Annotated in this window: 23 protein-coding genes and 2 pseudogenes; 18 read left to right on the top strand and 7 right to left on the bottom strand. The window is 61.2% G+C overall.

Going from position 1 to position 23,789, the window contains the following annotated elements; genetic code table 11:
• Positions 1 to 224 precede the first annotated feature (224 nt).
• The gene (locus tag D6Z43_RS17385; protein WP_120653344.1) at positions 225 to 836 is read left to right on the top strand and encodes a TetR/AcrR family transcriptional regulator; all 612 of its coding nucleotides are present in this window, start codon (positions 225 to 227) and stop codon (positions 834 to 836) included.
• Positions 837 to 1,031: 195 nt separating this feature from the next.
• Here D6Z43_RS17385 and D6Z43_RS17390 read toward each other — a convergent pair whose 3' ends face one another.
• A complete protein-coding gene (locus D6Z43_RS17390) occupies positions 1,032 to 1,475 on the bottom strand; it encodes a hypothetical protein (protein WP_218569223.1) in 444 nt (147 codons plus the stop codon).
• Between the two features lie 152 nt (positions 1,476 to 1,627).
• On the opposite strand from D6Z43_RS17390, the gene D6Z43_RS17395 reads away from it, so the two are divergent.
• Positions 1,628 to 2,389 (top strand): LysR family transcriptional regulator, encoded by a 762-nt coding sequence (locus tag D6Z43_RS17395; protein WP_256660874.1) that lies wholly within the window; start codon positions 1,628 to 1,630, stop codon positions 2,387 to 2,389.
• 368 nt (positions 2,390 to 2,757) lie between these two features.
• Here D6Z43_RS17395 and D6Z43_RS17400 read toward each other — a convergent pair whose 3' ends face one another.
• Complete coding sequence (locus tag D6Z43_RS17400; RefSeq protein WP_256660875.1) at positions 2,758 to 3,792, bottom strand: helix-turn-helix domain-containing protein; 1,035 nt, start codon at positions 3,790 to 3,792, stop codon at positions 2,758 to 2,760.
• Positions 3,793 to 4,201: 409 nt separating this feature from the next.
• Here D6Z43_RS17400 and D6Z43_RS17405 point away from each other — a divergent pair, with 409 nt between their 5' ends.
• From D6Z43_RS17405 to D6Z43_RS17440, 8 genes and pseudogenes are all read left to right on the top strand, one after another.
• Positions 4,202 to 5,098, top strand: coding sequence for a transporter (locus D6Z43_RS17405; RefSeq protein ID WP_120653345.1), 897 nt, complete (start codon positions 4,202 to 4,204; stop codon positions 5,096 to 5,098).
• A gap of 87 nt (positions 5,099 to 5,185) precedes the next feature.
• Entirely contained in the window at positions 5,186 to 6,226 is a 1,041-nt protein-coding gene (locus D6Z43_RS17410) for a phenylacetaldoxime dehydratase family protein (protein WP_120653346.1), read from the top strand.
• A gap of 33 nt (positions 6,227 to 6,259) precedes the next feature.
• The gene (gene nthA, locus D6Z43_RS17415) at positions 6,260 to 6,883 is read left to right on the top strand and encodes a nitrile hydratase subunit alpha (RefSeq protein WP_120653347.1); all 624 of its coding nucleotides are present in this window, start codon (positions 6,260 to 6,262) and stop codon (positions 6,881 to 6,883) included.
• Between the two features lie 44 nt (positions 6,884 to 6,927).
• A complete protein-coding gene (gene nthB, locus D6Z43_RS17420) occupies positions 6,928 to 7,560 on the top strand; it encodes a nitrile hydratase subunit beta (protein ID WP_120653348.1) in 633 nt (210 codons plus the stop codon).
• Between the two features lie 100 nt (positions 7,561 to 7,660).
• Positions 7,661 to 9,178 carry an amidase gene (locus D6Z43_RS17425; protein ID WP_120653349.1) on the top strand — a complete coding sequence of 506 codons (1,518 nt, stop codon included), beginning with the start codon at positions 7,661 to 7,663 and terminating at the stop codon, positions 9,176 to 9,178.
• Between the two features lie 115 nt (positions 9,179 to 9,293).
• Positions 9,294 to 9,974, top strand: a complete 681-nt coding sequence (locus D6Z43_RS28400) for a PAS domain-containing protein (protein ID WP_120653350.1) — start codon at positions 9,294 to 9,296, stop codon at positions 9,972 to 9,974.
• A 3-nt stretch (positions 9,975 to 9,977) separates the two neighbouring features.
• Positions 9,978 to 10,589: pseudogene (locus tag D6Z43_RS28405) on the top strand (methyl-accepting chemotaxis protein); the annotation flags it as partial.
• Positions 10,590 to 10,668: 79 nt separating this feature from the next.
• A complete protein-coding gene (locus D6Z43_RS17440; RefSeq protein ID WP_120653352.1) occupies positions 10,669 to 12,363 on the top strand; it encodes an AMP-binding protein in 1,695 nt (564 codons plus the stop codon).
• A 110-nt stretch (positions 12,364 to 12,473) separates the two neighbouring features.
• Here the strand turns inward: D6Z43_RS17440 and D6Z43_RS17445 are convergent, their stop codons facing one another.
• Entirely contained in the window at positions 12,474 to 13,052 is a 579-nt protein-coding gene (locus D6Z43_RS17445; protein ID WP_120653353.1) for a CGNR zinc finger domain-containing protein, read from the bottom strand.
• A gap of 175 nt (positions 13,053 to 13,227) precedes the next feature.
• On the opposite strand from D6Z43_RS17445, the gene D6Z43_RS17450 reads away from it, so the two are divergent.
• From D6Z43_RS17450 to D6Z43_RS17480, 7 genes and pseudogenes are all read left to right on the top strand, one after another.
• Positions 13,228 to 14,115: an alpha/beta fold hydrolase gene (locus D6Z43_RS17450; protein ID WP_120653354.1), complete on the top strand. Its 888-nt coding sequence runs from the start codon at positions 13,228 to 13,230 to the stop codon at positions 14,113 to 14,115.
• 32 nt (positions 14,116 to 14,147) lie between these two features.
• Positions 14,148 to 14,774 (top strand): glutathione S-transferase family protein, encoded by a 627-nt coding sequence (locus tag D6Z43_RS17455; RefSeq protein ID WP_120653355.1) that lies wholly within the window; start codon positions 14,148 to 14,150, stop codon positions 14,772 to 14,774.
• 52 nt (positions 14,775 to 14,826) lie between these two features.
• A pseudogene (locus D6Z43_RS17460) lies at positions 14,827 to 16,878 on the top strand (pyridoxamine 5'-phosphate oxidase family protein).
• A gap of 521 nt (positions 16,879 to 17,399) precedes the next feature.
• A complete protein-coding gene (locus tag D6Z43_RS17465; RefSeq protein ID WP_120653356.1) occupies positions 17,400 to 17,957 on the top strand; it encodes a recombinase family protein in 558 nt (185 codons plus the stop codon).
• Positions 17,954 to 18,229, top strand: a complete 276-nt coding sequence (locus D6Z43_RS17470) for a hypothetical protein (RefSeq protein WP_120653357.1) — start codon at positions 17,954 to 17,956, stop codon at positions 18,227 to 18,229. Before D6Z43_RS17465 ends, D6Z43_RS17470 begins: the two co-directional genes overlap by 4 nt.
• Positions 18,230 to 18,351: 122 nt before the next feature.
• Positions 18,352 to 18,726, top strand: a complete 375-nt coding sequence (locus tag D6Z43_RS17475) for a hypothetical protein (protein ID WP_256660876.1) — start codon at positions 18,352 to 18,354, stop codon at positions 18,724 to 18,726.
• Between the two features lie 8 nt (positions 18,727 to 18,734).
• Positions 18,735 to 19,199, top strand: a complete 465-nt coding sequence (locus tag D6Z43_RS17480; protein ID WP_120653359.1) for an antitoxin Xre/MbcA/ParS toxin-binding domain-containing protein — start codon at positions 18,735 to 18,737, stop codon at positions 19,197 to 19,199.
• Between the two features lie 635 nt (positions 19,200 to 19,834).
• On the opposite strand, the gene D6Z43_RS28410 is transcribed toward D6Z43_RS17480, so the two are convergent.
• The 4 genes from D6Z43_RS28410 to D6Z43_RS17500 form a co-directional block, all read right to left on the bottom strand.
• Positions 19,835 to 20,050 (bottom strand): hypothetical protein, encoded by a 216-nt coding sequence (locus D6Z43_RS28410; protein WP_256660877.1) that lies wholly within the window; start codon positions 20,048 to 20,050, stop codon positions 19,835 to 19,837.
• Complete coding sequence (locus D6Z43_RS28415) at positions 20,050 to 20,346, bottom strand: hypothetical protein (protein WP_256660878.1); 297 nt, start codon at positions 20,344 to 20,346, stop codon at positions 20,050 to 20,052. Before D6Z43_RS28415 ends, D6Z43_RS28410 begins: the two co-directional genes overlap by 1 nt.
• Positions 20,347 to 20,442: 96 nt before the next feature.
• Entirely contained in the window at positions 20,443 to 21,573 is a 1,131-nt protein-coding gene (locus D6Z43_RS17490; protein WP_120653360.1) for a hypothetical protein, read from the bottom strand.
• Positions 21,574 to 22,161: 588 nt separating this feature from the next.
• A complete protein-coding gene (locus D6Z43_RS17500; protein WP_120653361.1) occupies positions 22,162 to 22,380 on the bottom strand; it encodes a hypothetical protein in 219 nt (72 codons plus the stop codon).
• 258 nt (positions 22,381 to 22,638) lie between these two features.
• On the opposite strand from D6Z43_RS17500, the gene D6Z43_RS17505 reads away from it, so the two are divergent.
• Positions 22,639 to 23,778: a Fic family protein gene (locus tag D6Z43_RS17505; protein ID WP_120653362.1), complete on the top strand. Its 1,140-nt coding sequence runs from the start codon at positions 22,639 to 22,641 to the stop codon at positions 23,776 to 23,778.
• Positions 23,779 to 23,789 lie beyond the last annotated feature (11 nt).

A 23,789-nucleotide genomic window follows, 5' to 3' on the forward strand; every position in this document is an offset into this window, starting at 1 on the left:
ATTAAGCTAAGAGTCATCATCTAAACTGTCAAGCGAGATTGGGGGATTCCTTTGCGCCTGCCGTGCGGGTTTGCCGCTGATCGGTGCTTGGATTTCAGGCCATAGATGATTGGTTGACGCTATAGTTGCTTCAGGAAAAGGTCGTCAGCCATGGTGCTGATGAGAGCGTGTCGGTCTAAGGCGTGGCGTAGCGGCCGCGATGAGGGGCCTGGAGGGTTAGGTGAATGCGGAAGTCAAAGGCAGAAACAGCGGAAACGCGGAAGCGGATCATTGAGATCGCGGCCCGGATTTTCAAACGCAACGGAATCCACGCGACAGGGGTGTCGGAGATCATGGCCGCGGCCGGGATGACGCATGGCGGTTTCTACCGGCATTTCTCGTCCAAGGAACAGCTGGTTGCCGCAGCATGCGCGGCGAGCCTGGAAGAGCTGGTGGATGCGGCGCAGATAGCCGTTGATGGAGGGGATGAAACCTTCCTCCAGCACCTGGCAGACATCCTTTCCGCTGAGTATCGCGATGATTCCTCAAGCGGCTGCCCGTTGGTGGCGATGGGCAGTGAATTGGTCCGTGCTGATCCCGAAACGCGTCGAGCTGCCTCGCATGGTTTTGAAGGGATGATAGACACGCTTGCTCAGCGTGAGGGTTCGACTGGCGATGTCCAAGCGCGAGAATCGGCAATATTCACGCTCTCATCCTTGGTCGGCGCGGTGACCTTGGCGCGTATCGTGGACGATCCCGAACTATCCATGCAGATCCTCGAGGTAACGAAACAGCGCCTTGGTGTTCACAGCAAGCCGCAGCCCACGCACAGCTGCCAAGTCGAAACCGCCAAGTAAGCCCTAGGTTTGATCGCCCCACTCCCGGTTTGACTGGGGTATCTTCCTTCCTGGTCGACTCCCGGAGCTTCACAATGTCGAAGGTGAAGATGAGGAAGAACAGCTCTGACGCTTGAGGTCCGCCTGACAACTGCCCAGTGCTACGAAAAACGCCCCGTGAACTCAAATTCACGGGGCGTTTTAGTTACAGATGAGTCAAACCAGGATTGCTCGCACACTATCGTCTCGAGGCCTGAAACCCATGAAACCTGGGCTTCGAGGAAACACTCCCCACCTTGAAAATGGGATTCCGTCTGACTTCTCAGCCGCGAGCAGGTTGGAGAGGATCGCCAGGGCGCTGAGCCCCATCAGCACTGTCTTGCGGTTCAATCTGCCGATCAGAACATTGCTCAACAGGGCCATGACGGCGCCGACAGACGCCGTGGCCGTGACGACCTGTCCCACCGTTCCCTCAGTGATGCCGAGATCGCGCGCCATGGGCGTCAGCAGGCCCGCCGGCAAAAATTCGGCTGACACCAGCGCAAAACTGGTCGCCGCCATTGAACTGACTGCGAACCAAGTGCGCAGGCTCCACCTGGATGGCGCCTCGGTTTCAAGGTTTGTCAGCCCACCGTCAAGCTGTAATGTTTTGTCAGTCATTGAAGTTTTCCGAGATTTCCAAGTCGTCGGGATAGCTGCGAAGCCGAGAAAACCTCGGCCAGCGCAATGTAGATACTCTCAATATAGAGAACTAGGCTGCCACTTTAAGATTCAGTATCTCGAAAAGTGAGAGCATTGATCGAATAGAAGCCATGGCTGTTTTCGTCGCTGCCGCGGATGAAGGAAGCCTTTCAGCCGCCGGACGCCGACTGCAGATGCCACTTCCATCGGTCAGCCGAAAACTGGCTGATCTGGAGGCTCACCTGGGTGTGCGATTGATGACCCGCTCCACACGGCAGCTGACGTTAACTGATGCGGGTCGTGACTACCTGGTCGCGTCTCGGGAGATCCTGGATCGTGTGGCCGAAGCCGAACGCACGGCGATCGGCGTCACCATGAGCCCGCGGGGCGAGTTGGTCATCGCCGCACCATTGATGTTTGGGCGCCATCATGTGCTGCCGATTGTCATGGAGCTTTTGAGTCAGTCCGATGATGTCAACGTTCGCCTGGTGCTCAGCGATTCCAACGCGAACCTGCTTGAAGAGAACATCGATGTGGCCGTGCGCATCGGGTCCCTTCCCGATAGCGGCTTGACGGCTAGACAGGTGGGCGAGATCACCACGGTGGTTTGCGCCAGTCCTGCATACCTTAAGAAGTATGGGACACCGAAGGCCCCCTCCGATCTGCGTAACCACGAGTGCGTGACCTTCTCGGGCCTCTCGCCATCGCATGCGTGGTCGTTTTCCAGCTCTAAGGGCACGACGCGGGTGCCGATCCGCTCTCGCTTGTCCGTGAACACCGCCGATGCGGCCGTGGCCGCCGCTACGAGTGGCCTGGGTCTCACCCGAGTGCTGTGCTACCAGGCTGCTTCTCAGTTTGCGCAGAACTCACTGGTCCGCCTCTTGAGGGGGTAAGAGCCCACACCATCTCCTGTGAACCTAATCTATGCCCACCAGGGAAGGCTGCCAGCAAAAACGCGTTGCTTCCTGGCGATTGCGGCCGACCGCCTCACACAAGTTCTGGCCGGCGGCCAGTAGCTCAGGGGCGGAGCATCGCGCGCCTCGTCCCGACGATTCAGATGAAGTTCTTTCCTGAAGACCTGCATCACCGCTGCTTGCGCTTGCGGAACTCGGCGACCTTATGCCGGTTGCCGCATGTCGACTTCGGCACTCGCCGATGTTGAATGGCGCACCTCTCCTGCATTCGTCAGTAGATACCGGCGGGCCATCCACAGGAGGGGGCCGTCACTCAGCGGGCCAACGTTCAGCGATATCGGTGCCAGTCACCGCCTCAACTGTGACTCTCGCCACTCCCTGGGAGCCAAACCATAGAACTCCCGGAATACCCGGCTGAAGTGGGAAAGGTCGTTGAAGCCCCAGCGAAAGGCGATATCGGATATTCGGGTCGCCGCATTGGCCGGATTGAGAAGGTCCCTGCCGCAGCGCTCCAGCCGTCGACGCAACACATACCGCATGAGGGACACACCTTCTTGCTCAAACAGTTTGTTGATGTAGCGAATGGAGAGCCCCGTTGCCAGGGAGACCTGCTGCGCGCTGAAGGCGGGGTTGCCGAGGTTGTCGTTGATGTAGACCTTGACCCGCGTGAGGGTCAGCGCCTGCGAGCGCGAGTGCTCGGGGTCCATGGGCTGCAGATGGCCGAGGGTCAGCGCGATGAGATGGGTGATCGACTCGGACAGCCGGGCCATTTCCGTAGGCGTGAACTGGCCGATCTGAGAGCTGATGCTTTCCAGGAACGAGCGCATGACCCTGCCCACCGGGCTGTCGGTCGATATTCGCGTCGCGGTGCGATATTCCATATCCACCACCAGTTCGTTTAGGCAGGTACGCGGCACACTGACGATGATTTGCCGCCAGTCATTGTCGAACGTCAGGTAATGCGGCCGCGTGGCGTCGTAGATGGAGAAATCGCCGGGCCTGATCAGCGCCCGGTTGCCATCCTGTTCCAGGTGTTCGGTGCCGTGAAGCATCAGCACCGCAAAGTATTTGTCTTCCTCCTTGCACCTGGGTTGCAGATGCCGGCGATTGACGGCTTGCGCCGCAGCACCGACATCGCTGACGCGAAGGAATTCGCACTTCTGCGAGCGGACTTTGCCGAAGAACGCCGGGTTCGGGATCGCACCGATTTCCACGTCGGCGAACAACCGCAGGATCATTTCCCGCCAGTAGTCCACCCGGTCGCTGAACGAGTTGTGCTGCGTCGTGAGGTCAACGCTTTCGCTCGACCAGTCGGTTCCTGGCAGCGATTTGCCGCCGGGTTGCGGAATAGCCATTGAGAGCCCGCGAATTTCGCTGACCATTTGCACTACACCCCTATTCTTGAACTTCTTATCAGGATGGTTCCCTAGCCTGTCCTTCCCTGTCCTTCCCTGTCATTCCCTTCCCTGTCCTGACCGCCGGGACTCCCCGATGCATAGCGAAGTCCTCCATGCGCGAGTGTCGGCAGATGCCTTAGGACAATTCATACAACAGCCTCCAGGCACTTGCCAGAGTCTGCGACCGAAGGGCCGTCTGAGCACATTTTTGCTTCCGTTTCGGCCAAGAAACCCAGTGCGCAGCGGCCTCATCCTTGAGTCAGCGACAAACACCCACGGCCTGAGCGATGGCCGCCGGAAGTCGCCTCTTCGCCAACCACGACCTGACGAGAGACCAGGAAGGTCAAGGACCCAACTTGCCCCGACGAGGGCTTTTCCGAGCAAGGCAGACGCAATGAAAACAATAAGACAGACGCTTCCCGAACTTAAGAAATCCCTACTGGCAAGCCTGACGCTGATCGCCGTTTCCTTCTCCACCTTCGCCGCGGAGGTGGCGCCGGGTGACTACGAGATGTATCCCACTGGCGCCACCATTGGCGTCGTCTACTACCAACATGCCACCACCGACTCCTTGTACGTCGATGGGCACAAGGCCAGTTCCGACTTCAAGCTGACCTCCGATATCGGCATTTTGCGTCTGCTGCATGTCGTCGAACTGACCGACAGGCTCACCGTCGACCCGCAGTTCCTGCTGCCATTCGGTCGCGTTTCGAGCAGCGGCGACGCCTCGGCCCTCGACGACGCCAATGGCGTTGGCGATCTCATCCTCGCGCCGGCGTTCAAGTACCGCCTCAACGACGCCCGGGACGTTATCGGCTTCACACCCTACCTCTTTGTGCCCACTGGCACTTACGACAAGGATGACGCGTTAAACCTTGGCGAGAACCGCTGGAAGCTCGACCTGCAGGCTGCCTACGTTAAGCACTTCGGTGAGAAATGGGCGCTCGACGTCGTCGGCGATGCTATCTGGTACGGCGACAACAACGATCTTGGCGCCGCCTCCTTGCGTCGTGAGCAGGACGTCTCCTACAGCGCGCAGGTGATGGGGCGCTACATGCCCACTGCCACCACCACCTTTGCCATCGGTTTCGGGCACAACTGGGGAGGCGAAAACAAAATCGATGGCGTCCGACAGGACGACGAGATGAAAACGACCAACTTCCGCCTCACCGCTACCACCTTCGTTACGCCCACGGACCAGTTCCAGGTGCAACTGGGCAAAGACCTCTCAGTCGAGTCCGGAGCACATGAAGACTTCCGAGTAAATCTTCGCTACGCACACGTGTTCTGACCCCGCTCTCACCACCAACAAGAACGAGCCAGGTGCCATGCCGACGCGCGTTGGCGGCCAACGGCATTGAAAAACTGTGAGGAAATCATGGAATCAGCAATCGACAAGCATCTGATGTGCCCGCGTACCCGCAACCGTCGCATCGACGACGGCTACACCCCGCCCTTCCCGGCCTGGGTCGGACGCGCCGACGCTTCGGTCACCCAGTTCGTGATGGGCTACTTCGGCATCCAGTCCAAGGGCGAGGGCCAACTGGGCGCGGCGTGCGCGGCACTGCGACAGATCGTGGCCAGCTTTGCCCTGGGGAACGGCCCCCAGCACCACGACCTTGCCCACTACGTGGATGCAGCCGGCTACGACAACATGATCGGCATCGCCTACTGGGACGACCCCGCAGCCTTCGCTCGCTGGGAAGCCAGCGCAGACGTAGTCGAATGGTGGAACGCCGACGCACGCGGCAGCGATGGCCTGGGCTACTTCCGCGAGATCCTGACGCCGGGCGTCGAGCGCTTCGAGACGCTCTATGCCATGCCAGAGGGCCTGGAGGGTGTGGGCGTCGTGATGGGGACCCGCAGCGACGAGATCCAGGAACATGGCTACTGGGGCGGCATGCGCGACCGGATTCCGCTGTCCCAGACCGATGCCATGGCGCCGACAGGAGCGCTGGCAGCCGATGAGAAATCGTCTCGCGTGGTGATCAAGGGCCATGAAAACCTAGTGGTCATCCGCTCGGGACAGGACTGGAGCGAAACGGTCGGCAAGGAGCGCGAGCTGTACCTTGGCGAAATGGAGCCGGTGCTGCGCGAAGGCATGGACTTCCTGCGTGATGAAGGCCTGCCCGTCGGTTGCTACAGCAATCGCTACATGCAGCACATCGACGCCATCGGGCAACCGCAGGAGAAGAGTTTCTCGGTCAGCCACTGGCGCTCCCTCTCGCACCTCGAGCGCTGGTCCGAATCCCACCCCACCCATGTCGAGATCTTCGGGACCTTCATGCGCATGGTGCAAACGCTCCAGGCCGAACTGAAGTGGAAGGGTTACCACGAAGTGAGCGTGCTGCGCGCCGAAGACCAGCGCTACGAATACATCAACTGTCACGCCGGCACCGGGCTGATGCACGGAGCCTGAAGCGCTCTGTGATTCGCCAAGAGGAGAACAGTCATGAGTAACGTCCCAAGCAAGGCGATGGCGTCGGCAGGCGCCCGCGCCGTCGCCCTGAAAGACGCTCTCGTAGAGCGGGAGCTGGTACCCGAAGGCTATATCGAGAAGTTCACCGAGATCATGGAGAACGACTTCGACCCGGCCAACGGCGCGCGAGTCGTGGCGAGGGCCTGGGTAGATCCCGCCTATCGCGAACTGCTGCTGCACGACGGTACCGCAGCCTGCGACCAGTTCGGCTACACCGGCGTGCAGGGCGAGTACATCGTCGCGCTGGAAAACACGCCGACGCTGCAGAACGTCATTGTCTGCACCCTGTGTTCCTGCACCGCCTGGCCGGTCCTCGGCCTTCCGCCGGATTGGTACAAGAGCTTCGAGTACCGCGCGCGGGTTGTGCGGGAGTCGCGCACGGTCCTCCGTGAAATGGGCCTCGACCTGCCGCAGGAGGTCGAGATCCGGGTCTGGGATACCACCGCCGAAACGCGCTACATGGTCCTGCCATTCCGGCCGGAGGGCACAGAAGGATGGACGGAGCAAGAACTGGCCTCGCTCGTCACCAAGGACGTGCTGATCGGCATCGCCCGACCTGAAGTTCCAGTAAACGGCAGTCGCACGAGCCAAGGGTGACCCCCCGGCCACTACTCCCTTCATCTGCAGCGAGTGAATGAAAAATGGATGGCATACATGACCTCGGCGGCGTCCAGGGCTTCGGCCGGGTACAGCACACCGCCAACTCACTGAGCTACAAGCCAGTGTTCCACGAAGACTGGGAAAACCTCGGCTACAGCCTGCTCTTCCTCGGCGCCGCGGAACTCGGCCTGTTCAATGTCGACGAGCTCCGCCATGCGATCGAACGCATGGAACCGCGCCAGTACCTGGCATCCAGCTACTACGACAGGATCATCGTCGGCGTGGCGTCCTTGTTCGTCGAAAAAGGTGTGCTCCAGCAGCAACGCCTCGAGGAACTGGCCGGTGGCGCATACCCGTTGGCCCTGCCCTTGGGTGCGGGACGTGACGCCAGGCCTCCCGCCACGCCGTTCCAGGTGGGCGACCAGGTGCTGGTGCGCGACGAGTTCGTCTCCGGGCATATCCGCATGCCCGGCTATGTCCGCGGGAAACGCGGCGTGGTGGTGCACCGTACTACCCATGAATGGCCATTCCCCGACGCGGTCGGCCATGGCCGTTCGAGTCCGTCCGAACCCACCTACCACGTCCAGTTCACGACCCAGGAACTCTGGGGCGATGAAGCGGACGCGGGAACGGTGGTGGTCGACCTGTTCGGCGGCTATCTGCTCCTGGCCTGACGAACAGCTTTGCGGTGCGACGAGACAGGCAATAGGCGCGCAACCCCTGTGCGTCGCTCGTCGCACCTTTTTTCCGCACAGAATTCCGCGAGGACGCAGCATGTCCATTCTCAGACCCAGCAATGACCAACTCGGTGAAATCGCCGCCTCCCTCGGTATCACCCTGAGTGCTTCGCAGATCGAGGATTACCAGGTAGCCCTACAAGGCAACTTCGACGCGTATGACCAGCTCGACGCCCTGCCGGACTTTCTTCCCGAAGTCCGCTACCCACGGCATGGCGTTCAAGTGCCGGGCACCGAAGAAAACCGCTATGGCGCCTGGCAATGCAAATCGGAAATCCGTGGCGCGGCCAATGGCCCCTTGGCGGGCAAGCGCGTTGCGATCAAGGACAACATCGGCGTTGCCGGGCTCCCCATGCTCAATGGGACCTTCACCCTCGATGGCTATCTGCCCGAAGTCGACGCCACGGTCGTCACCCGCCTGCTGGACGCCGGCGCGACCATCGCCGGCAAGGCGGTCTGCGAAGCGCTGTGCTTCTCGGGCGGTTCCCACACCGCGGCCAGTGGCCCGGTGCACAATCCACATCGCCATGGCTACTCCGCGGGAGGTTCCTCGTCGGGCAGCGCGGCGCTCGTCGCCGCAGGAGAAGTCGACCTGGCTGTCGGCAGTGACCAGGGCGGCTCGGTTCGCATTCCGTCCTCGTTCTGCGGCGTGTACGGCATGAAGCCAACCCATGGGTTGGTGCCCTATACCGGCGCAATGCCCATCGAAACGACCCTCGACCACCTGGGACCGATTACCGCCGGCGTCCGAGATAATGCACTGATGCTGGAGGTACTGGCCGGCGCCGACGGCCTCGACCCCCGCCAGTCGAATGCGACACAGGCGGGCGGTTACGTCGAGGCGCTGTCGCGCGGCGTCGCCGGAATGCGAATCGGAGTTCTCAAGGAAGGCTTCGGCCTGGCCAACTCGGAAGCGGTCGTGGACCAGGCGGTGCTGGAGGCCAGTGCGGTATTCCGTGCCCTCGGCGCGACGGTCGAAGAGGTATCACTTCCAATGCACGCCCTCGGTCCAGTCATCTGGCTGGGCATTGCAGCCGAAGGCGCCACCCAGCAAATGATGAAAGGCAACAGCCATGGCTTCAATTGGAGCGGCCTCTACCTGACCGGCATGATGGAGCACCATGCGCGCTGGCGCGGGCAGGCGGACAGTCTCCCGGACACGGTCAAGACTACGATGATCCTGGGCGAGTATCTCAGCCGCCAGTACCACGGCCGCTACTACGGCAAGGCACAGAATCTCGCCCGGCAACTGCGCCAGGCTTACGACGGCCTGTTCGAACACTGCGACCTGCTGCTGATGCCCACGCTGCCGATCAGGGCGACTCCGCTGCCGGGCCCGGATGCCGCACTGCCGGACTACCTGGGCCGCGCCTTCGAGATGCTCGGCAACACTTGTGGCTTGGATGTGTCCGGGCATCCGGCGATGTCGATTCCGTGCGCGATCCGCGATGGCCTGCCGATCGGCCTGCAACTGGTGGGCAAGCACTTCAGCGAAGCCGACATCTACCGTGCGGCCCATGCGTTCGAGCAATCCACCGACTGGCGAACCCGCTGAGCCAGGAGCAACGCCAGGCCGGTAACAACTCATCCCTAGCCACTCAGCGTCCCCCCATCCGGGGTTCGTCATCAGGTGAGCACTCGGTTTCGCCGACCGAGGCTGGAGATCGCGAATGTTTTTCTTCAATGCCTTCAAGGTCAGGGGGCTTCTGATCACCCTTGCGCAATGGCTGGAATCGCCTGAGCAGACTCCAGCGCCAGCCGTGGATTCAGCTCCGGCACTGGTGCACCGCGTTGCAACGGGCGTGGCCCTGCGCCTGGATGAGCTCAGGCGCCTCAAGGACGACTGCAGAGACCTCCAGCAGGGCGCGCGCATCCGGGATGCCGAACTGGAATGCGCAAATGCAGAGCTGCAACGCCTGAGTTCACGCTTCGAGCTGATTTGCCAGAGTGCAAGGGACGGCCTCTGGGAAATGGACATACCGGCCCATGGCCTGCTTGAACCCGGCAATCCCGTCTGGTGGTCGAACCAGATGCGTTCGCTGCTGGGGTATCAGGACCAGACGGACTACCCCGACCGCCTGGGCAGCTGGACCAACCAGCTGCACCCTCAGGACCGACAGCGCACGCTGGATGCCTTCGCCGACTACATCAACGGCCAGGCGGCCTATCAGGCGGAGTTTCGCCTCGCCACCAAGGCCGGAGAGTATCGATGGTTTGAGGTGCGCGCAGTGGCGCTGCGTGACAAGCACGGACATGCCGTGCGGATTGCCGGCTCATTCCGGGAAACGCACGACCTGAAGCTGCGCGAACTGGAGCGGGAGGTCATTGATATCCGCTTTGAAATATCTTGAGAAATGCTCAATGACGGCCTCTGGGATCTGCAAGTCGTCGCAGGAGACCCGACCAATCCGAACAACGCCATCTGGTGGTCCAGCCAGTTTCGGCGACTCCTCGGCTTTGAAACCGCCGAGGAATTCCCCGACATCTTCGAGAGCTGGTCGTCCCGCCTTCACCCGGAGGACAGGCAACGCAGTCTGGAGGCCTTTCTGGCGCATATCAGTGACCGCACAGGCAAGACCGCGTTCGACATCACCTATCGGCTCAAGCGGAAATCGGGCGACTACCACTGGTTCCGCGCCCGCGGACAGACCAGGAGAACGGCAGACGGCACGCCACTCAGGGTGGTAGGCGCGTTGACCGACATCCATGCCAGCTACGAGGAACATGAACTGCGCAAGACCCAGGAGCAGCAACACAAACTGATCCAGGAGAATCTTGCGAGGCTGACCAGCATCGTCGCGACCATCCAGGGCATCGCCAACCAGACCAACCTTCTGGCATTGAACGCGGCCATCGAGGCCGCACGGGCCGGCGATGCAGGGCGTGGATTCGCGGTTGTTGCCGATGAAGTGAGAAAGCTTGCGACGCGCACCACCGAAGCCACGCAACAGGCTGCTGAAATGATTGCGGGCTGACGATCATAGCGCCTCTTCACAGGCCTGAAGCCCGGCTATCGGCGCCATACAAAGACAAGAAGGGAAAGCCATGAATCACCAGAGCTACACCCGGGGGCGTCAGGACAAGGACCTGCTCGCCATGACCATAGGCGCGGCATTCGATGCCACCGTTGCCCAGTTCCCCGAGCGCGAGGCGCTGGTAGTCAGGCATCAGGGCCTGCGCTACAGCTGGAAGGAATTAGCCGAGGCAGTGGATCGCCACGCCCGCGCCTTGCTCGCCCTGGGCCTGAACAGTGGCGACCGCGTCGGCATCTGGGCGCCCAACTGCGCCGAGTGGTGCATCACCCAGTTCGCCAGCGCCAAGATCGGCGCCATCCTGGTCAACATCAACCCGGCCTACCGCAGCAGCGAACTGGAGTACGCGCTCAAGCAATCCGGCTGCCGCTGGGTGATCTGCGCCGACGCCTTCAAGACGTCCGACTACCACGCCATGTTCCTCGGCCTGGTGCCCGAACTGGCCGGCGCCGAACCGGGCAGCCTGAATTGCGAGCGCCTGTCGGAACTGCGCGGTGTGGTCAGCCTGTCTGCCAATCCGCCGGCGGGATTCCTGCCCTGGGCCACCCTGCAGCAGAAGGCAGGGGAGGTGAGTGGCGAGGCCCTGGCCGAGCGCCAGGCCGGCCTGCAGTTCGACGACCCCATCAACATCCAGTACACCTCCGGCACCACCGGCTTCCCGAAAGGCGCCACCCTCAGCCACTACAACATCCTCAACAACGGCTACATGGTCGGCGAGAGCCTCGGCCTCACCGAGCAGGATCGCCTGGTGATCCCGGTGCCGCTCTACCACTGCTTCGGCATGGTGATGGGCAACCTGGGCTGCATGACCCATGGCGCCACCATGATCTATCCAGGCGACGCCTTCGACCCGCTGACCACCCTGCGCGCCGTGGCCGAGGAAAAAGCCACCGCCCTCTATGGCGTGCCCACCATGTTCATCGCCGAACTGGACCACCCGCAGCGCGGCGAGTTCGACCTGTCCAGCCTGCGCACCGGGATCATGGCCGGCGCCACCTGCCCGATCGAGGTGATGCGCCGGGTGATCAACGAGATGCACATGAATGAAGTGCAGATCGCCTACGGTATGACCGAGACCAGTCCGGTGTCGCTGCAGACCGGTCCGGACGACGAACTGGATCTGCGGGTTACCACCGTCGGCCGCACCCAGCCGCACCTGGAAAGCAAGATTGTCGACGCCGAGGGCCGAATCGTCCCGCGCGGCACCATTGGCGAACTCTGCACCCGTGGCTACAGCGTAATGCTGGGCTACTGGAACAACCCGCAGGCCACCACCGACGCCATCGACCCGGGCCGCTGGATGCACACCGGCGACCTCGCCTCCATGGACGAGAACGGCTACGTCTGCATCGTCGGTCGCAGCAAGGACATGATCATTCGCGGCGGCGAGAACATTTACCCGCGCGAGCTGGAAGAGTTCTTCTTCACCCACCCGGCGGTGGCCGACGTGCAGGTGATCGGCATCCCCTGCAGCAAGTACGGCGAGGAACTCGTCGCCTGGATCAAGTTCCATCCCGGCCACAGCGCCACCGAAGAGGAACTGCGCGCCTGGGCCAAGGAACGCATCGCCCACTTCAAGGTGCCGCGCTTCTTCCGCTTCGTGGACGCCTTCCCGATGACGGTGACCGGCAAGATCCAGAAATTCCGCATGCGCGAGATCAGCATCGAGGAACTGACCCCGCCCAAGGATGACAAGGTGACGGCGTGAACCCCAGGCGCATGAAGTTCGACGGCTTCTGCCTCATGACCCGCGCGGCAGTGAAGGAGCCGACCGTGGGGGCGACCCTGATAACTCAGCTCTGCCTCTCAAGACCTGCATCACTGCTGCTTGCGTTTGCGGAACTCGGTGACCTTATGCCGGTTGCCGCACAGCGCCATGCTGCACCAGCGGCGGCGATGGGACTTGGTGCGGTCGTAGAACCAGAGCACGCAGTCCGGGTGCTCGCATTCGCGTACCAGATTGAAATCGCCCTCCACCAGCAGCTTCGCCGCCGCTTCGGCCAGCGGTGCCAAGTACTGCTCGGCGGTGGCAGTTGCCCACGCCTTCTCCAGTCGCAGTTCTCCACTTGCCGACCAGTCCAGCCGCAGGTGGCTGGGCGTCGCCAGGAAGCGATTGAGTACTTCGGGCGAGCCATGGCCGCCCGCCTTGCGTTGCTCCACCAGCCCGCGCACCGCTTCGCGCAGGGTTAGGGCTGCCTGCAGCAAATCGTCCCTGGCGAAGCGCGCTTCGGGCAGGTCCCAGCCAGTTCGCTCCAGCCAGGTCTCGACATCCTCATCGCTGCGCCAGAACTCCAGGGGAGCACCTTCCATCACAGCCCGGGTGTTGAGCATGTCCAGTACGTGATGGTCGGCCAGTACGAAGGGTTCGAGGGCAGTCGAGGAGGTGGTGGCGGTCATGATGACGCTCCGAAAGGTAAATGGCGAGATTGTAACCCTATAAGTAGACAATTTGTAGTTACAAAGAACAGCATCTGTAACCCTATAAATCTAGTTGACAGGTTACAGGGCGGGTTCATACTCAGCACCTGATGTAACCATCAACTTTGTTTTTATCAGTTACGGAGCGCCCATCATGACGTCGCCTATCGTGCATATCCCGGTTCGCCACCAGTTCGTCGAAGCCGACGGTGTCCGCGTCTTCTACCGGGAAGCCGGTAACCCGGCCGCGCCCACTTTGCTACTGGTGCACGGCTTTCCCAGCTCGTCCCACCAGTTCCGCGACCTGATTCCACTTTTGGCCGACAAGTTCCGCATCGTCGCGCCAGACCTGCCGGGGTTCGGTTTCACCGAGGTTCCCCCAGAACGCGAATACCGCTACAGCTTCGATGCCTTGGCCGTCACCCTCGGTGCCTTCGTCGAGAAGCTGGGCCTACAGCGCTACTCCCTCTATGTCTTCGACTACGGCGCGCCTACCGGCCTGCGCCTGGCCCTCGCTCAGCCCGAGCGGGTCACCGGGCTGATCTCGCAGAATGGCAATGCCTACCTGGAAGGCCTGGGCGATGCCTGGGAACCGATCCGCGCCTACTGGGCCGAACCGCACAATCACGAACGCCGCAAGGTGGTGCACGATGCCGTGCTGCACCTGGAAGGCACCCGCTGGCAGTACGTGCATGGCGTGAAAGACTTGGCATTGGTGGCTCCCGAGTCGTACTACCTGGACGCGCTGCTGCTGGAGCGGCCGGGCAACAAGGACATCCAACTCGACCTGTTCCTCGACTACGCCAACAACCTGAAGCTCTATCCAGCGTTCCAGGCGTTCTTCCGCGATACCCGGCTGCCGACCCTGGTGATCTGGGGCGAGCACGATCCCTTCTTCATCCCGCCGGGTGCCGAGGCCTTCAAGCGCGATAACCCCAACGCGGTGGTAGAGCTGCTGGATACCGGCCACTTTGCTCTGGAAACCCATGTCGGCCATATCGCTCAGCGGATTTGTGAGGTGCTGGGGAATATTCAGGGCTGATGTCTTCTTCAACTCTAACTGGAGCCGCCGCCATGTCCCGTGCCATCAAGCTCTACCGTCACCCGCTGTCCGCCCACGCCCACCGCGTCGAGTTGCTGCTCTCGCTGCTGGGGCTTCCGACCGAGCTGGTCTTTGTAGACCTCGCCAAGGGCGCCCATAAGCACCCCGAGTTCCTCGCCCTCAACAGCTTCGGCCAGGTGCCGGTGATCGATGACGACGGCATCATCGTCAGCGACTCCAACGCCATCCTCGTCTACCTGGCGAAGAAGTACGGCAATGGCCGTTGGCTGCAAGAAGACCCGCTGGGCGAGGCCCGCGTGCAACGCTGGCTGTCGGTGGCCGCTGGCCAAGTCGCCTTTGGACCGGCTGCTGCGCGGCTGATCACCGTTTTTAGAGCTCGCTTTAATGTCGACGATGTCCTCACCCGCGCCCACGCCTTGTTTCGCGTAATGGATAGCGAGTTGGCCAGGATGCCCTTCCTCGCTGGCGACACCGCGACTATTGCCGACATCGCCAACTACACCTCCATCGCCCACGCGCCGGAGGGCAACGTGCCACTGGAGTACTACCACAATATTCGCGCCTGGCTGGCCCGTGTCGAGGCCCTGCCCGGGTTCGTGCCCATGCAGCGCACCGCTGTCGGCCTGCAGGCCGTCTGAATCAGCCGCTCGCTGCCGGGCAGCCCGGCAGCCTTCCCGCGAGGCATCCGCGATGGACCATCTACCCGAGCACCGCCACTCCCCCTGGCACGCTGGCGAAAAGGCAATGCACAAACGCGTTGGCGCCGGCGTCTCCGAGCACATGGACGTTTATGGTCAGCGGGTGATCCGCGACTACATGCCCGACCAGCACCGCGACTTCTATCACCAGTTGCCCTTCATGATCGTCGGCGCGGTGGATACTCAAGGCCGGCCCTGGGCGACGCTGCTCGAAGGGCCGGAAGGCTTCGTCACCTCACCCGATCCCCGGCGCCTGGTGCTAGTCACCGACCTCGATCAGCAGGACCCGGCCGCCAGCGGGTTTGACGCCGGCAGCGCCATCGGCCTGCTGGGCATCGAGCTGCACACGCGACGCCGCAACCGCATGAACGGCATCCTCCAACAAGTCGAAGCGGGCCGTCTGGAAGTCGCCGTCGAGCACTCCTTCGGCAATTGCCCGCAGTACATCCAGAAACGCACCTAAACTCGCGAGGAGACACGTCGCGGGAAGCACGACGCACGCCAAGACTTCGCGGCGCTGGACGAAACGCTGACGGAGATGATCCGCAAGGCTGACACCTTCTTTGTCGCCAGCTACGTCGAGCACGAGGATGGGCAGCGCTCGGTGGATATCTCCCATCGCGGCGGCCGTCCGGGCTTCGTCAAGGTCTTGGGCAATCGGCTGACCATCCCGGACTACGCCGGCAACCTGCACTTCAACACCCTGGGCAACTTTCTGCTCAACCCGGTCGCTGGACTGCTTTTCGTCGACTTCGTCAGTGGCGACGTACTGCAGCTGAGCGGGACCACCGAGCTGCTCTTCGACAGCCCAATAATCGCCGCCTTCGAGGGCGCCGAACGCCTCTGGACCTTGGACGCACAGCAAGCCGTACTAAGGCGGCACGCGTTGTCGATCCGCTGGGATTTCCAGGAGTACGCTCCGACCAGTCTGATGACCGGGACCTGGAGCGAAGCCGATGAAAAGCAGCGCAATCATTGGCAGGACTGGGAAGTGATCCGTCTGGAGCAGGAGAGCCAGGGCATCCGTTCCTTCTACCTCCAGCCCCCACACGGCACGGCGGTGAGCTTCACGCCGGGGCAGCATCTGCCGCTGCGCATCCCCATGGACGCGGACAAGAATGGGCTAATTCGCACCTACAGCCTGTCGAGCGCTCCGTCGGACGGCCATCTACGGATAAGCGTCAAGGCTCAGGGGCTGGTCTCGCGCCATCTGCATGAACGGGTTCGGGTCGGCGACCGACTGCAGGTTCGTGCCCCCATGGGCAGTTTCACCCTCGCCGGAGATACCGGGCGCTCGGTGGTGCTCGTCGGCGCGGGCGTTGGCATCACCCCGCTCCTGTCGATGCTGCGGGAACTGGTGGCGCAGAACCTTACGCAAGGTTGCAACCGCCCCGTCCATCTGTTCCAGTCCGCGCGCACCTTGCAGCAATTGCCTTTCCAGCAGGAAATCGCCGCGCTGCGCCAGCGCTGCCCGGACCTGCTGCACGTGCACCGCGCCCTCAGCAATCCGGGCGAGGATGCCGTGCTGGGCCGCGACCATGAGCTGGTCGGGCGCCTCGACATCGCGACGATCAAGGCCCGCCTGCCCCTGGATGACTACGACTTCTACCTGTGCGGCCCCGGGGCGTTCACCCAGGCGATCTACGACGACCTGCGCGCCCTGAACATCGCCGATCGGCGCATCCACGCCGAGACCTTCGGCCCCTCGACGCTGCAACGTCAGGACGACGCGCAGACACCAAAACCCGCCCAGCCGCCGGCGGCAACCGCCCCGGTGCCGGTGTACTTCTCTGCCTCGACCAAAGAGGCCCGCTGGAAGCCAGACAGCGGCAGCCTGCTGGAACTGGCGGAAAGTCGTGGCCTGTCGCCCGACTTCAGCTGCCGTGGAGGCTCTTGCGGCATCTGCCGGACGAAAGTACTCAGCGGGCAAGTGCACTACCTCCGTCCCCCGGCGGAAATGCCGGACGAAGGCACGGTGCTCATTTGCTGCGCCGTGCCCGCCGAAGTCGAAAGCGGCATGCAGCCGCTGGTTCTGGATATCTAACGAAGAACACCGACATGAGCGCGCTGCGTCGAAACCCCGCAAGGCAGTAATCGCAGGCCCGTTTGGGATGTTCTGGCCCATAGGCAGGCTACTCCTGTCTCAGGAGTAGCTAGATGGGAAGGAGGGCCGGCCTGTACTCCTGTTGTTCTCGCCGCTGGCCGAAAGGTGTCCTCGGTACCCAGCAGCTTCCGACCCGAAGCTACTGATGGGCAACGGCAGAAATAGACTTTCTCGAACGACCGCAATTGGACGCTCTCTGCCTGTCACGAATTGCTGGAGTGGATCGAAAGGAGTCTGCCGATAGCAGCTGCTCCTAACCAAATTTGGCCGGTCGTATCGATATCCTCTACGGAGAAGTGCGAATTACATGGCCTATCCAGACACCCTGTCTCTAAAACGGTTGTTTTGCGGACACAAGCGCGCCATCCCTCTTGCCCCCCGAAATCTCTTCGCCAGATTGATTTTAACTCGTCTTTAAATCAAAATACGTAAACGCCACATGATGACGAGAATGCGGACTGATGAAGATTGGGTATGCGCGGGTATCACGGGATGATCAGCAACTCGACCTTCAGCATGACGCGCTGACCGTGGCCGGCTGTGAGCGGATCTTCAGTGACAAGATGAGTGGCGCGAAGGCATCGCGTCCTGGACTTGATGACGCGCTGGCTTTTGTCAGGCCGGGCGATGTCCTGGTTGTTTGGCGGCTTGATCGCCTGGGCCGATCAATGTCCGAGTTGCTGCGCCTCACTGCCGACCTCGAAGCCAGAGGCGTGGGCCTGGAAAGCCTGAAGGAACAGATCGATACCACCAGTGCTGCCGGCCGGCTGGTGTTCCATGTGTTTGCCGCAATGGCGGAGTTCGAGAGAAACCTGATTCGGGAGCGCACATATGCCGGCCTCGATGCCGCTCGCGCCAGAGGGCGACAAGGCGGGCGACCTGGGGTGCCTCCAGAGACGATTGCTGCAATTCAAGCCCTCGCAAGTGATCAGAGTCGTTCACCTGACGAGATATGCAAGGCGCTGAAGATCAGCCGAAGCACCCTCTACAAGTATCGCCAGCAGGGCAGCCAGTCGTGATCGAAACCGAACTCGAAGTGCTCTACCTGGGTGCGCTGCTGCTCTTGGTTGATTGCATCTGTAGTTTCATCGCTGCGTGTCGCAGAACCCCTGTGCTTGGGGCAGTCGACGGGGGCGGTACTGCCGGCGCGCTCGCCCTTGTTCTGCTGACCAGGATTGTTCCGTTTCCTTTAGCGGCAATCGCCAGCATCGTCATCGGTGGCGTGATCGCCTGGATGAAAGCAAAGCCTCTCGAGCCCCGCGAAAATAAGACTGCACATGGGGGCCTATAGCGCGACGGCGCCCCCCCAGTTGTGACCGTATAGCAACGCTTTAGCCTTTCACCGAAAGCTCAGATAGCGAGGGACTCATGCGGAATCGAGAGCGCACCTACAGCGGATGCCCTGTGCTGACCATGACGACACAGATTGCTCCCTATCTGGATGAGGGGGCTGTCCCGGGCAACGTAGAGTACCTGGAGGTTCCGCCAGGCAAGGTAATACGCAAGCGCGGATTCTGGCTGAAACCAGGCTATCGAGTGCACCACACGGCGGTGCTGTTCTTGATAAGCGCGGATGTGTACGCGATGAACACTGACGACTTCTACGAGCGCCGGGACCAGATTCATTGCTACTTAAGCCACAGGGCCAGTACTGCCTATATCGGAAGGGTCGAGCGGGTCGGTGAATCTCAGCGACTACTGCATCCCCTCCTGCCCGATTTGCATGAACCTCTCGATGTCCAGCTCGATGGGCTGGCTTACGTAGGGCGCGTGATTTCTGCCATCTGAGGTGCGCCATGCTTGCAAAGATCCTGGCGGATGATTACCGCCGTCGCAGGGCAAGGCTGCTAGGCCTACCAGAGGATGCCGCCGATGCGGCGGTGCATACGCACATCATTCAAGGTATCCCGATCGCTCACCTGGCGAAGCTGCTTCGGGAGGGTGACATCGATGCCCATGCATGTGAGCAGATCTCATCAGGGGTCATTCTAAAGGCACGCCTGGCCTGCGAAGTGATTGCTCCTGATGCAGTATCAGTTGGTCGCCTGTCTGCGGATGAGAGCGACCGGCTCTTTCGCGTCATACATGCCCTGGTGGTGGCCGAGCTGCTCTTCGGTTCTCGTGATAAAGCGAGGCGCTGGCTCTCGAAGCCAAAGGCCCGGTTCTCTGGCAACTCACCACTACAGCTGCTGACGTCTTCAGCAGGTGCTGGACTTGCCGAGGAGATGCTGACACAGCTGGCCGAGGGCTTCGTGCTGTAGTCATTACGACGAGGCAGGCTGTCGAACAATGGTGGGCAGTGGGCAGTGGGCAGATCAGGAGGCGGATTTCGCTTCACTTTCGGTACCGCAAACGCTGGATCCAGATTCGGCACCTAACCCCCCTACTCAACGTCATGCTGAGAAGCTATTTCAGGTCGCGGTGTATCACCCTATTCGTCTACCCGTAATAGTCTCGCACTGATTTTCAAGCGTGCAGCGTGTGATACAGGGGGGCGTGCAGCGTGTGATACACGTAAAGCGTGCAGCCTGTGATACAGCAGCATTTCTGCCAGATTAATGCGGCAAATATGCCGCCATCGAGGCTCGCTCGTTCAGTTTCACTTGAGATTTAGCAGCGACCGACGCCGAACAGGCTTGGGACACCGCGCCGTGACGTTGTGTTATGTCCTCACAGCTCCAACCTGTGGCTTAACGTGGCATTCCATGGCACGGAATGCCACGTTAAGCCACGGAATGCCACGTAATAATCGGCGCGGTTATCGTGATCTCGCAATTCCGTGCCATGAAAAGCCATTTAATGGCACGGAATGCCAGGTAATGCCACGACAGCCGAATGTGCTTGAGCGAATTGTTGCGCCGCGCTCCGACTCATCGAGAAGTTGAGTGCCACCCAATCAAGATCTCGCCGCGCCCAGCAAATCTACCCCCGCATCCTTCTTCAGCAACTCGTACACCACCGTCAGGAACACATCCCGCGTCGACTCGTCGCTGAGCAGCTTGGTCGCCATGCTGGTGTGGCTGCTCATGGCGGCGGCGATGGCAGAGATGGCTTTTGAAGGTAGGTCGGCCTTCATGGCCTGTTCCATGGTGTTGTTCTGCACCTGGGCCATCACAACGCTGTCGGCGCGTGCTGAACTTCGGCGTACTCCATGTCCTTTTTGCTGCCCTCGTCATGGGCGTTCTCCCAGACCTTTTCCGACTGGTCGATAGCATCGTTGAGCGTCTTCAGCTTGCCGTTGAAGCGGTCGGTGGGCGCCTGAGTCAGGGAAAACAACTTCTGGTGCGTCACCTTCGGATCAACGATGGCATCGCCGAAGGCCTCCACCTCGGCCCGCTCGTAGATGAACATGCCATCCAGGCGCTGCTTGATGTCGTAGACGATGTTCGGATCCTGGATGTCCGCCACCAGGGCATCACGGTAGGCGCTGATTTTCCGAGCCCGTTAGCCGGGGCAAAGCTCCGGGGCACGGAGCCCTTCGTCGCATAGCGCGTCTGGAAGAGATCAGAAGAGTGACCGCACCCAAGTCTGGATGGGATAGAGGATGATGCCAACCATCAGGCCTATGTATACCAAGTAGCCAAGGGTTACCTGCGGCGCGCGCAACTCGGCGGCCCGCTCAAAATCGCTGCCCAGATACATGGTGGCCTGAGTCGAGTTGAACGGCAGAGCCTCAAGCTGCACCTTGGCGTTGCGCGCAGCGATGAAACGCAGCGAGACATACCAGAAAGCCGCTGCCGGGATTACTGTCCAGGCCATGCCGAACAGGATTCCCATCGAAATCACGACGGGGATCATCAACAGAACCTGCGGCCCAGGATCTACCATGCACGCGATGCACTCGCTCACGAAGGCCGAGAAGCCGTTGGTGATGAAACTCACCGCGGCCCCCACATTCCACTCGGCGCCCATCGCCAACCACAGATAGGAAAGACCTGCCATTGCTGCGCCCCAGTTGATCACCTGGGCACAGCCATATCCACCAAAAGCACCGTCATTGATCGGGGCTGTCGCCGCGAAGTGAGTGCCGCGACCCAGGATGGCACGAGGAAGAAAGAAGATCACCAGTAGCAACCCGGCCATCAGCAGCATCAGTCCCTCATACCCCGGCAGCGCTACCCACTCTCCGATGGAGAAGGAGTCTTTCTTGACGAAGGTACGCCCCCTCATCACATCCCGCGCCATGTCCACGAACGGGATCGCCAGTGCTGCAGCAACGAAGCCGGACTTCGGCACCGACCAGATCTCAGCAAACCAGTTACCGGTCAGACTGCGACGGTAGTAGTAGCGATAGGTACGCTTAGGCTGGTACTTGGTGCCGGAGTCCTTCACCGCCACCCCGAACCAGCCGCTGGCAATGGCCACATAGGAAAGCAGGCGGCCAGTGTTGTTCATCACCAGCGACTGCGTTGCCGAGCTATCCACCCAAGGCAGGCGGACGGACTGCCCGGCAGGGCGATTGGCGCACTCCTCAACGAAGGCATCTGCCAGTTCATTGCATGGCTTGTAGCCACGCGGATAGAAGAATTCGAAAGCGGCCCTCACAGAACTGAGGGCAATGCTCCTCATCACGTAAAGCGGCAGAGAAACGCCATACGACCAAACCGCTCCCAGGAAAGATCTGACTACCGACATAGCCGCAACTCCTTTGCCATCACTGATTTGAACGATCGATTCCTACAGATCTGCTTGGCTGTCGATCAGGCTCTTGGCTAGCTCATCAATCAGCACTTCCCGCACCGCCAGCTTGCAGTGGCGTTGCCAACTGGCACGTGCCAGGTAGCCGACATCAGCACTCAGCGGGTGTAACCGTCGCCACTCCCGTTCAAGCCGGGCAGCTTCCCTCTGGAGATAATCCTGCTTCCGCTCGATGTAGGTCTGCAGCCTTTGGCCTTCCGCCAGCCGACGCAGAAGGGGCGGATTTACCTCTTGAAGAATCTCGTGAACTGTCCGCCCCCCAATACGGCAAGCCCCGAAGCTCAGGCAGCAAGGTGGCCTCCATCGGCATGGACAGATAGAGGTCATGAAACTGCTAATTCAGGGCCACCGTCTGCTCCACCTAGCCAACGCGCCTAAAGCTGGACCAGCTCTATCGGCAGCCGTCCAACTGGCAGACGAGAGACAGCCTGCTATAGAGAAACTATAGCCTTATTGCTTAAGTTAAGCAACTTACGTAAGTGAATCTTTTTTGCTGCCATCCCGCCTGGCGCGAGACCGACCCAGCTACTCGCGGCGAACCTTATCCAGCAATGCCACGAGCTGCTCTTCCGACATTGCAGCAAGGGCCGCGACACCGGCACGAACAACATCGGAACGAGAAGCCCGGAACCCTCGCGGGATCAGGCTAAGGCGATCAATCTCCTCGCTGATCTGGTCTGTCAGCGAGAAGGTGACGCGCTTAAAGACTGCTGCACTCTGGGCAGGGGCATTCGACTTGGGCATGGTGACTCTCGAGACGTTACTTAAGAGTCGCAACTTACGTAAGTCTGGCACGCATTTCAATCTTCGCACCTGCGCCATAGCGATGAGCAACTGAAGAACTGAACCGACTGCACGAGCCAGATCAATAGATCTAACCAAGCACCTCCTCAAACCAAGCCCCTGGCTTGAGGATTAGACAGTGAGCCGAATAGCCGGCATTATCGGCTCACCACATGAGCCGAATAAACTCGCTAATCGGCTCACAGACGAGCAGCCTCCATGAATGACCCTCTCTGGATCTGGCAGCAGCCCAACTGGCCGCACTTCAGTTGGCAAGCCAATGAGCTTGCCCCGCTGCTGCGCGCTTGCAGCCAAGCTCAGGGCCGCTTACTCGGGATGTTGGGCGCTGTAGGTAGTGACACCGAAGTGCAGAGCAGCCTGGATGCCATGCTGCAGAACATCGTCACCTCATCAGCTATCGAGGGTGAGCAGCTGAATGTCGGCTCGGTGCGTTCATCACTGGCGCGGCGTCTGGGGCTGAACGAAGAAGGCCACACCACCTCACGCTCCGAAGGCCTGGCGGAACTGCTGCTCGATGCCACCCGCGCCTATCAGCAGCCGCTCGATCTGCAGCGGCTGTTCACATGGCATGGTTGGCTGTTCCCCAGCGATGACCACCAGCTGGCCCGCCCGCTACGCATCGGCATGCTGCGCGGCGAAGAGCCCATGCAGGTAGTTTCCGGCCGACTCGACCGCCCTACTGTGCATTTCGAGGCCCCACCACGCGCAGGGCTGGAGGGGCAGTTGGACGACCTCCTCGCCTGGTTCGAGAACAGCCGCAGCGATGCAAGCCTCGACCCGTTTCTACGTGCCAGCATTGCGCACTTCTGGTTCGTCACCCTGCACCCCTTCGATGACGGCAACGGTCGCCTGACTCGCGCTATCACCGACCTAGCACTGGCTCAAGGCGAGCAGCAAGCCATCCGCTTTTACGCCATGTCAGCGAGCATCCTCGACGACCGCGCAGGCTATTACCGTATCCTGGAAGCGAGCCAGAAGGGCACGCTGGATATCACCGCCTGGCTGCAATGGTTCCTCGCAACGCTGCTCAAGAGCCTGGAGCAGGCCCTTGCTCGTATCGACCGTGTACTGGTCAAGGCGCGCTTCTGGCAGGCTCACCGCGGCCAAGCCTTATCTACCGAGCAGATCAAAGTGCTTAACCGCCTGCTCGATGGCGGCGAATGGGGTTTCGAGAACGGCATCAGCGCCGCTCAATATCAGGCCGTGGCCAAGGTCTCGAAAGCCACCGCCACGCGCCATCTGAGTGATCTTGTTGAGAAGGGCTGCCTGGCGCGACTACCAGGCGGCGGGCGCAGCACGCGCTACCAGATACTGCACTCGGCAAGCGCTCAAGGCTGACCCCGCAGCGA

It is taken from the genome of Pseudomonas sp. DY-1 (assembly GCF_003626975.1).
Lineage (GTDB): Bacteria > Pseudomonadota > Gammaproteobacteria > Pseudomonadales > Pseudomonadaceae > Metapseudomonas.